This is a genomic window from Acinetobacter sp. AM (genome assembly GCF_003105055.1).
Classification (GTDB): Bacteria; Pseudomonadota; Gammaproteobacteria; order Pseudomonadales; family Moraxellaceae; genus Acinetobacter; species Acinetobacter tibetensis.
The window spans coordinates 1-9708 of record NZ_QETG01000047.1 but is presented as its reverse complement, the minus strand read 5'-3'; the positions used below and the strand labels follow the sequence as shown (position 1 = coordinate 9708).

Genomic DNA, 9708 nt, shown 5'->3' with positions numbered 1-9708 from the left:
CAATATATTTCATGCATAAATTATGCATGAAATATCAAAAAATGTCGGTGCAGAATTACAGCAAATGATTGTTCGGTTTATGAGTTATGCAAGTTGTCTACTATATCAGGTGTTTGGTGTCATTTACAAAGAACTGTACGACGTTACAAAGTACTATGCGACATGGCAATTACTATTAGATAATACTTCGACTTATGAAGGTAAAGCCATTGATGACCTAGCTGTACAATATCAGACAAGAATCATTTATCCACCTGCATATCGTCCAAATTTTAACCCTATTGAAAGAACATGGTCTTTATTGAAGAGCAAAGTTCGACATATCATAACTCAGGATGAATAAAACCCTTCAAGAAGCTTTGGATATCGCATTTAAGTCAATGTAGCTTATGTTTTATATTTAGCTAAAGGGAATATTAACTTTAATCTACATAGGCTTTATTGCACAAAGATGTAAAAATTACAGCTATTCTGAGCCAGTCAAATTTAAGACACAACTCAGGTATGAGGTCGACCTAATTCCGTAAATTTATTTAATACGGCCACACGTGCATGAATCTCATTGACTTGGCTTTGAAAGTTTCTCGCAGTGAGTTTATCTCTTAATAATTTGATGCAATGCATCTTGGTTTCAAGCAAACTGCGTCTATGGTAACCTGACCATTTTTTCCAAACTGTTCTTCCTAAATGCTTAACTGTTCGAAGTAATTCATTTCGCTCCCGAGAATGAACTTTTGTATCTTTACAAGGTCTCGCATTTTTCCTAGGTGGAATCACTACATGCACTTGCCGATCTGCAATGACCTGACGGCATTGTTTTGTGAAGCCCCCATCTGTATAGACTGAATCAATCTGTTCATCCAATGGGATTTAATCTAGTAAATCCCCAAGGACTTGCGAATCACTGACATTATTCGTTGTGAGCTGAACTGCCCGTATTTGCAGGGTTTGAGCATCTATACCAATATGAAGTTTTTGCCATTGGCGACGATATTCAGGCTGATGTTTCTTACATTTCCATTCGCCTTCTCCTAAAAACTTTAAGCCATTAGAGTCGACAAGTAGATCTATACTCCATCACTACTTTTTGATAGCCAATTACAAGATCAATATGCCTTTGTCCTCTGCAAATGGTGGAATAATCTGGCGCTGTCCAATCTAAACCACAAAGCTTAATGAGGCTTTGCACAAAACAAGTGACCATACGTAAAGACAAACGAAATAAGGATTTAATCATTAAGCAGCATTGGATGGCTGCGTCAGAATAAGTTTGATTTCGACCATGTTTACTTTTTGGTTGAGCGTACCATTGAGTTTTAGGATCAAACCAAATCGAGATGTTTCCTCGATTAACTAAGGCTTGATTGTATTTGGACCAGTTGGTTGTACGGTAGATTTTAGGTTCAGGCTTCTTCATTCGGAAATTATATTGCTTAATCAGACCTTACGAACAGCTTTGCGCAACAAAGCCATCTACATATAGAATCTAAGACAAATTTACTAAATTAAAACTAGCTGTTTGAACAATAGTAGAGATCGATTTTTAATTTTATTTTTTATAAGTTGCTCAAATAGCAACACTCTATAATCCACTAACATCACAACAACAACCATATGAATTTTAAACAAAAAATTACCCCCTATATCTACCATAAAAATCATTCAAAAACTATTGGCATTAAAATTATTTATATCAGCGATTAAAATTAACACAAAAAAATTAGTATGAATTAACGTTTTGTTCTTCATTTAGCTCTTCTGATCGATTAACAACCTTGATACTCTCAAATCTTTCAGCGATAAAATTAATAAGTAAACTAACTCTAGAAGGTATATTTTTCTCTTTAGAATATATTATATAAATATAATTTTCTGGAAGTATATAATCATCCAACACACTTACAAGTTCTTTATTATTTATTTCATCAACAACATAAATATCAGGTATTCTTACAATTCCAACACCTTTTAATGCTGCCGACTTCAAAATTAGGCTATTATCACTAACAATACAATAATCTAAATTATTGATATATATATATTCACCACTATTTCTATCATAAAATTGTAGTGACTTAACATCTGAGGCGCCTGAATACAATAATAATTGATGAGATTTTAGTTCATTTGGAGTTTTTGGTATAGTTTTAGCTAAAAAATATTTAGGTGAAGCAACAAGTACATGCTTAAAAAGTCCGATTTTTTTTGCAATTAAATTACTATCATCGAGCTTTTTAGAGGCTCTTATTACAAAATCGAAATTTCCACTAACAATATCAACATTCTCATCCGTTACAATGCATTCGACTTGTATTTCATTATATTTTAATAAAAAGTCAGAAATAATAGATGAGACATGTATAATTCCCAAAGATACCGGAATTGATATACGAATTCTTCCGCTATACCTTAAACTACTCTGTCGAACATTATCATTCAGTCTATCCAATTGATTTATTATTGATTTAGCCTGAAGATAATAATATTCACCATAATTAGTTAATTCTACATTTCGAGTATTTCTTTTAAACAAACTGACATGTAAGAGCGTCTCTAATAATAGAATATGTTTTGACACAGATGAATTGGAAATAAATAGACTTTTAGCAGCTTTTGAAAATTTTTTATTCTCAACAACTTCACAAAAAACTCTAATAGATTTAATGTTATTTATCATAAATTCAACAGTTAACTTTTTAAATAGCAAATTAATTTTAAGGATTCAGTTAGATTATCTAACAAATAATCATGAATTCTAACACGAGGCACTAAATTTTTAAAAGCCTCATTAAACTTTTTATATTAGACAGCTCCATAACTAGCCCTCCTTGCAGAAGGAAAATGCATATTGACATTATTGTTCGCAATCAACAGAGTCGTGATTCACTACATTAGCTCATTAATTTGATAGGCTTAAAGCTTTTATGTAGAGGTCTAATGAAATAGAAAGAAATAGCAGCCCGAATAACATCAAAAATCGCGCTTATATAAATGCTAAAATCGTAAAAAATATCCATTGTACAATTGAATACAAATATTTTTACGATTCTCAAGTCATTTAGGTTTTACTTAGCATAATCTACGAGATGAGCACATTGATTAAATCTATAAAAATTAGACTTATAAAACTAAACAATGTTGACAATTCATTGAGGATCGGAATGCTTAAACCAAAGATTTACAAATCTTAAAAGAATTAAAGAACCAATTTAGTTGAAAGAAACGAACTACTAAAAACCTCCAAATCTCACTAAGCAACGCTTCACATGTTAAAACCCGGTGGTGAGGAAATTTTGATGCCAGATCAAAGATATTCATTCACATGTTTCTCTAACAATTAAATTTACGGAATTAGATTGACCTTCATACAGAGATTGTCACCTAAATTTGAGTAGAGTAAGAAAATTTTAAAGATGAAACTTTCTGCAATAAAGCATTTATAGAATAAGCTATATCACGCTTTCTAATAATTTAGGTCCAATAATATTAGCCATTGAATCTTAAGATTAAATCCGAACTCAAGTAGCTAATATACTGGGTTTCTTATATACCAACTTATTTTAAATTTGACTAAATTCAATCTCTATTTATAAAATGGTTAGAATTTCATCCAAAGGCTTTCTTATTTTCTGGTTCCAGTTATTAGTTGAGGGATAACCAACAGCAATGATAAGCACTGGTAAATCTTCAGAGGATAATTTAAATTTTTCAATCACTTGCATTGCATCAAATCCCCCCATAGCACATGTTCCTAACCCCAAATCTTCAGCAGCAATCATAAGTGTCATAGCGGCAAGTGATGCTGACCGTATTGCTTCATCTCGTTGTAATAGTAAATTACCATCATAGGCTGTCTCTGCTTGTTTTACCCAGGAATTTATATCGTCATGGTCCATGATATTTGCTTTTAAATTTGGTTGTAGCGTTTTTTGTAATTGCATATGGGCATCCAAAGTACCACATATAATAAAACTCACAGAAGCTTCGCTTATTTTTTTTTGCCCATATGCGGCAGCTTTCAATAAGTCCTTATGATTTTCTGAGCTAACCGCTATAAAACGCCAATTCTGTAAATTATAAGCAGTCGGTGCTTTAGTTGCTAAATCTACAAGTAATGTAATAATTGCATTATCTAGTGGGCGATTTGGTTGAAAGTTATTTATTGATGATCGAGATTTAATAATATTTTGAATTGAATTGATCATAATTTCTCCTGAATTTATTAAAAATAATTGTAAAATTTGAGGACTAATTTAGCTTTGTAGAGGTTTTTTGAACAATGAATACACTAGTTAAAACAATGATTAACCCAAATAATGCACTGCCAGATATTTTTTCAGATAAGAATATCCAACCAAGAACAACTGCTGTAATAGGACTAAGTAATCCTAGTGAAGCGACAGCAACAGTTGGTAATTTTTTTATTCCCCTAAACCAAAGTACATATGCTAATAAAGCACCTGCTAGACTTAAATAAGTATATGCAACTAGTTCTGACGGCTTTAATATAGTTAATGGGGTATCCACCATAAATGCCATTGGGATCAGTATTAAGCCGCCTATTAAGAGCTGCCAACCTGTAAGTGGTAATAATGGTAGATCTAACTTCCAGTGAGATGATAACCAGACACCACATGCCATGCATATTGCACCCATCAATGCCGCAATTATTCCTATCGGTTCAAATGTAGTTTGTGGTGATAACAATAAGATAGCCATTCCTATTACGCCTGCCGTAGCTGACCACAAAGCAGTTTGAATAGGTGATTTTCCATCTACAACCCATGTTATAAGCATAACAACTAAAGGTTGTATAGCGCCTAAAACAGCAGCTAAACCACCAGGTAATCGGTATGCAGCTATAAATAAAAATGCTTGAAAAAAACCAATATTGAGTGCTCCCAATACAAGTAATCTGAACCAATCGACTTTTTTAGGGATATTACGTGTTAACAATAACAATAAAATTCCTGCTGGAAGTACTCGTATAAGCGCTGAAGTAAAAGGTCTATCAGGTGGTAGATATTGTGTAGTTACAATATACGTAGAGCCCCAGATTATAGGTGCTATCGCTGTAATAATGATATCTATCCAGCGAGAGATAAAATAATTTGACATAATATTTCTATTTATCTTGATTTCAAGATATCATATTTGCATGTAAATTAACTTGAAGTCAAGATAAATGAAGATAGAAAATATTAACCACCCTTTAGATGAAATTGATCTCATTTTAAGACAGTGGGAAAAGGAACGCCCAGATTTAGATGTCAGCCCTATGGGACCAATTGGACGAATTAAACGGAGTGCAATACTTTTAGAAAAATTTTTAGAAAATCATTTTTCATCTTATGATTTAAGTTTTTGGGAGTTTGATATGCTTGCGACACTTCGACGTTCAGGCTCCCCTTACAAACTAAGTCCTACTGAGTTATTTTCAACATTAATGATTACTTCTGGAACAATGACCCATCGGTTGAAAAAACTTGAACAAAAGAATTTAATTGAACGTATCCCTAATATTGATGATGGTAGAAGTTCTTTAGTTCAACTAACAGATTTAGGGGTTGTATTGATAAATCAGATTCTAGATTCTCATGTTGAAAATGAACGAAAAATACTTTCAGTTTTAACTGCTGAGCAATTAGATGATCTAAATGCTTATCTTTCAATTTTATTAAGATCTTTAGAATCCCAAAATATGAGTAAAGCCAGCAATAACTAAACTCGATATTGAAATAAACAATAGTTATAGTAATTTTGAAAACTTTAATTTTAGATGTTTAGTCATTTAAAGCAGTATTTTATAATTTTTGAATTAATTCATTTCTACGAAATCTAGTTTTCTCTAAGAATTTAGGCTTTCATATGGAAGCCAAATTCAAATAAAACTTAAAAGCATAAAGTATTTTGACCCTTTCTAAAGAAAAACCGTTTTGTTACTCAAGGATTCAAAGTTACAGTTATCTACGTTACTGAAGCTTAGTCGACAATCTCGGTGTGAGGATCTAACTTGTTCCGTAAATTTAATTGTTAGAGAAACATGTGAATAAATATCTTTGATCTGGCATCAAAAGTTCCTCACCACCAGGTTTTAACATAAGAAGCGTTGCTTATTGAGATTTGGAGGTTTTTAGTAGTTAATTTTTCTAAACAAAAATGATTATCATATACAGCAACTTATTACTAAACGAAAGAAAGTTCAATAGACCTGCCTAAAGCCCAAACACAAAAGAATCTGACTTCCATACTTCGATCAATTAGGATATCTCTACTTAACTAGAACATGTATACGATAATAGTAAGATCAAACATATCGAAATAAAACGATTGTTTGTCCATGTATGGAAATAAGTTGGCTTAACAATGCCATATATCAAATCTAAAAACATTGTTTCTCTTGTATGTAAATAAATTAAACGTTGTCTGACTCTCCAATAAAGTCTTAAACAAATTTCTTTGCATATACCAATTAAGGGATATATCCAACAAGATAAAATGAAGCGATTGTATCTGTATCTACGATTTAGAAGTTACTGAAAAGATTCATCCATCAAGACGATTAAAAATCAAACAACCCAAGAAAACGCATAAAAGAATAATAGTGTTTAAAGAAAACAATAACCAAATAATTATAATTATTTCCAATTAGTAAAAAATGTTTATCAATTTTAGAAGTAGTTATTTTTAAAAAAAAGATTAGATTAACAAGGGTTTAGTTTTAAATTAAATAATTTTTGTACAACAACTTCTATTAAAAGAGTTCAAATCATGAAAAACATTATACAAATTGCTGGAATCAAAGATGCTGAAGAAGCAAAAATGCTGATTGAAGAAGGTGTGGATTGGCTAGGCTTTCCTCTAAGATTGCCTTCGGGACTTGATGACATTTCTGAAATGAATGCTAAAAAAATTATTAGTGAATTACCAGAAAATAATAAAGGAATCTTAATTTCATATTTAACAAATGCAGATGAAATCATTGAATTCTGTGATTATTTAGGTGTACATGGCGTACAGGTACATGGAGATATTTCACTTTCTGAAATGATTAAACTTCGTAAAAATGCTAAAAAACTATTTATATTAAAAAGCCTAGTTGTTAAAGAAAATAATTTTGACGAATTGCTAGAAATCATTGATCAAATGAGCCCGTATGTCGATATGTTTATAACCGATACATTCGATCCTAAAACTGGAGCAAAAGGTGCTACAGGTAAAACTCATGATTGGAATGTTAGTAAAAAAATAAGTGAATATGCAAAAAAACCATTAATGATGGCAGGTGGTTTATCAAATGAAAATGTATCAGATGCAATAAACTTTGTTAGACCCCATTCTATTGATGCACATTCTTTAGTCGAAGATGAAAGTGGAAGAAAAAGTAGAGAAAAAATTAAACTTTTTGTTCAAAAAGCAAAACAATCTTTCTCGAAATAAAGGATATTTGACGTGCCAATATTCGAAATTGAACAAAATAAGTCAATTAAATCAATCCATCTGAAAATTCGTGATAAAAATGTATCTCTTGGAGAGTTTAGATTTTATTCAGATAGATTGATAAGAATTGTCTTAGAAAAATGTTTTGAGTTTCTACCTTATAAAAAAGACGAATGCATCACTCCAATCGGTAATTGTTATGAAGGTTATATTCTTGAAAAAGATCTAATTGGAGTATCAATTATTAGAGCTGGTGAAAGTATGGAATCAGAATTTAATAAAATTATGAAAAATCTACCAATCGCAAAAATATTAGTGCAAAGAAATAAGGAGTCTAAAGAAGCATTATTTTTTTATAAATCACTACCTAATAAACTTTCACAAAAATCAGTAATTATTTTCGAACCTATGATTGCGACAGGAAATTCAATTTTTTTAGTCTTAGATAAGCTAATTAGCGAAGGTGCCAAAATTGAAAATATTATTATTGCTAATATCTTATGCTCACCTCATGGTAGAAATAGAATATTAACTCAATATCCAGAACTAAAAATTGTAACTAGTTCAATTGAACAAGGTATGAATGAAAATTCATTTATGATACCAGGCATTGGGGATTTTGGTGATCGATATTTCGGCATAAAAAGTTAATAAATTTAATAATTCATTTTTACATTAAAAAGGGGGTTAACAATGTCTACTAATCTTAGTTTATATAATATGTTGATTGAAAATATTGAAAGCAGAAAAGATTCTCTAGCAATTATCGATAATTTTCATAATGTTACATATGGTGAAGTTGGTGAAAAAGTTAAACATATTTCACAAAAGTTAAATGATAAAAATATTGATAAAATTGGTATTTATATTGATAACTCTTCAAGCTTAATTTATGGTATTTGGTCTGCTATTGCGGCTGATTTAGCCTATATTCCTCTGGCTGTAGAGTATCCAGATTTAAGAATAAAATATATTATCGATAATAGTAATATAAAATATATATTAACAACAAATAGTTTGAAATATAAAATTCAGAAAATTGTTTCTAAAGAAATATCTATTTTAACTATTGAAGATTTATTTTTAGACAAGACTAAAAATATTAAAATCTTAAGCACTAAAAATTATTTTAATGATACAACATATATTATTTTTACATCTGGAAGTACTGGGGCACCCAAAGGCGTCAGCATTTCCCCATTAAATATTATCAATCAATTAAAATGGCTGAAAAGAAAAAATTTCTTAGGTTCAGATACACGAATACTGCATAAGACTCCAATTGGGTTTGATGCAGCACAATGGGAGATTTTATCATTAGCAGCTGGTAGCTGTATTATTGTCGGTTGTGTAGATATTTACAAAAATGTCGATTTGTTGATCGAGTATATTGATAAACACAAAGTTAATACTCTTCAGTGTGTTCCTACACTTTTATCTAATCTAGTAATTGAAGATAAGTTTTCTCAATGTTTAAGTTTAGATAAAATATTTTCAGGTGGTGAAAAACTTACTGCAGGTTTATGTAAACAAATTTTTAATAAATTACCAAAAATTCAATTAATAAACTTATATGGCCCAACAGAGACAACGATAAATGCAAGCTACTTTGAGGTAAAAGCTCATGAATTACCTGAAGATAATAATTATATTATTCCATTAGGAGTTACTGTTGATAATGTTAAATTTCGTATTCTAGATAAAAATCTTAGAGATACAAAACAGGGAGAAATTGGTGAATTGTATATTAGTGGGCTACAGAACTCTAAAGGTTATTATAATAGAGAAGACTTAACTACTGAAAGATTCATTAAATTAAATAGTAATGAAATTTACTATAAAACTGGAGATTTATGTTTTCTAAATCAGTCTGGTAATTTTATTTTTAAGGGCAGAATTGACAATCAAGTAAAATTACGAGGCTATAGAGTTGAGTTAGATGAAATTAATGCATCTATAGAAAGTCACCCATGGGTAAAAAATTCAGCAACAACTATAGTAAACAATAATAATACTGATTTTTTAATTTCATTTGTTGAATTAAATCAGAGAGAAGCTGCATTGATGGATAGTAACGTTGCAGAAAGCCACCATAAATCCAAAAAAAGTAGAACTCAAGTTAAGGCTCAACTAAATAATAATTCAAGTCGTACATTCGACTTTATTGATTATGTAATTGAGCCACCTGTTGATGATCAAGAATTAAGAAAGAAAATTTTTTCACGCAAGAATTATCGTTTTTATGAAGGAGATTACAATTCAAATGAA

8 protein-coding genes and 1 pseudogene are annotated in these 9708 nt (G+C 30.5%); 5 read left to right on the top strand and 4 right to left on the bottom strand.

The window, feature by feature from the left end; translation table 11 throughout:
• Positions 1 to 22 precede the first annotated feature (22 nt).
• Positions 23 to 343, top strand: coding sequence for a transposase (locus DCO44_RS16380; protein WP_116763745.1), 321 nt, complete (start codon positions 23 to 25; stop codon positions 341 to 343).
• Between the two features lie 155 nt (positions 344 to 498).
• On the opposite strand, the pseudogene DCO44_RS16375 reads toward DCO44_RS16380, so the two are convergent.
• The 4 genes and pseudogenes from DCO44_RS16375 to DCO44_RS16360 all read right to left on the bottom strand — a co-directional run bounded on the left by DCO44_RS16375 (position 499) and on the right by DCO44_RS16360 (position 5118).
• A pseudogene (locus DCO44_RS16375) lies at positions 499 to 1417 on the bottom strand (IS5 family transposase).
• Positions 1418 to 1720: 303 nt separating this feature from the next.
• Positions 1721 to 2677, bottom strand: coding sequence for a LysR family transcriptional regulator (locus DCO44_RS16370; protein ID WP_116763743.1), 957 nt, complete (start codon positions 2675 to 2677; stop codon positions 1721 to 1723).
• Between the two features lie 910 nt (positions 2678 to 3587).
• On the bottom strand, positions 3588 to 4205 hold the full coding sequence (locus DCO44_RS16365) for a nitroreductase family protein (RefSeq protein ID WP_116763741.1): 618 nt from the start codon (positions 4203 to 4205) through the stop codon (positions 3588 to 3590).
• 43 nt (positions 4206 to 4248) lie between these two features.
• Complete coding sequence (locus DCO44_RS16360; RefSeq protein ID WP_116763739.1) at positions 4249 to 5118, bottom strand: EamA family transporter; 870 nt, start codon at positions 5116 to 5118, stop codon at positions 4249 to 4251.
• A gap of 67 nt (positions 5119 to 5185) precedes the next feature.
• Here DCO44_RS16360 and DCO44_RS16355 point away from each other — a divergent pair, with 67 nt between their 5' ends.
• The 4 genes from DCO44_RS16355 to DCO44_RS16340 form a co-directional block, all read left to right on the top strand.
• Positions 5186 to 5725 (top strand): MarR family winged helix-turn-helix transcriptional regulator, encoded by a 540-nt coding sequence (locus tag DCO44_RS16355; protein WP_116763737.1) that lies wholly within the window; start codon positions 5186 to 5188, stop codon positions 5723 to 5725.
• A gap of 1046 nt (positions 5726 to 6771) precedes the next feature.
• On the top strand, positions 6772 to 7440 hold the full coding sequence (locus tag DCO44_RS16350) for a phosphoribosylanthranilate isomerase (protein WP_116763735.1): 669 nt from the start codon (positions 6772 to 6774) through the stop codon (positions 7438 to 7440).
• Between the two features lie 12 nt (positions 7441 to 7452).
• Positions 7453 to 8091, top strand: coding sequence for a uracil phosphoribosyltransferase (gene upp / locus DCO44_RS16345; protein WP_116763732.1), 639 nt, complete (start codon positions 7453 to 7455; stop codon positions 8089 to 8091).
• 42 nt (positions 8092 to 8133) lie between these two features.
• The coding region (locus tag DCO44_RS16340; protein WP_116763730.1) for an amino acid adenylation domain-containing protein at positions 8134 to 9708 on the top strand (1575 nt) is incomplete at its 3' end.

Coding starts and splice junctions, on each gene's coding strand:
- DCO44_RS16370 (WP_116763743.1), bottom strand. CDS start 2,677: ATGATAAATAACATTAAATCTATTAGAGTTTTTTGTGAAGTTGTTGAG.
- DCO44_RS16380 (WP_116763745.1), top strand. CDS start 23: ATGCATGAAATATCAAAAAATGTCGGTGCAGAATTACAGCAAATGATT.
- DCO44_RS16360 (WP_116763739.1), bottom strand. CDS start 5,118: ATGTCAAATTATTTTATCTCTCGCTGGATAGATATCATTATTACAGCG.
- DCO44_RS16365 (WP_116763741.1), bottom strand. CDS start 4,205: ATGATCAATTCAATTCAAAATATTATTAAATCTCGATCATCAATAAAT.
- DCO44_RS16350 (WP_116763735.1), top strand. CDS start 6,772: ATGAAAAACATTATACAAATTGCTGGAATCAAAGATGCTGAAGAAGCA.
- DCO44_RS16355 (WP_116763737.1), top strand. CDS start 5,186: ATGAAGATAGAAAATATTAACCACCCTTTAGATGAAATTGATCTCATT.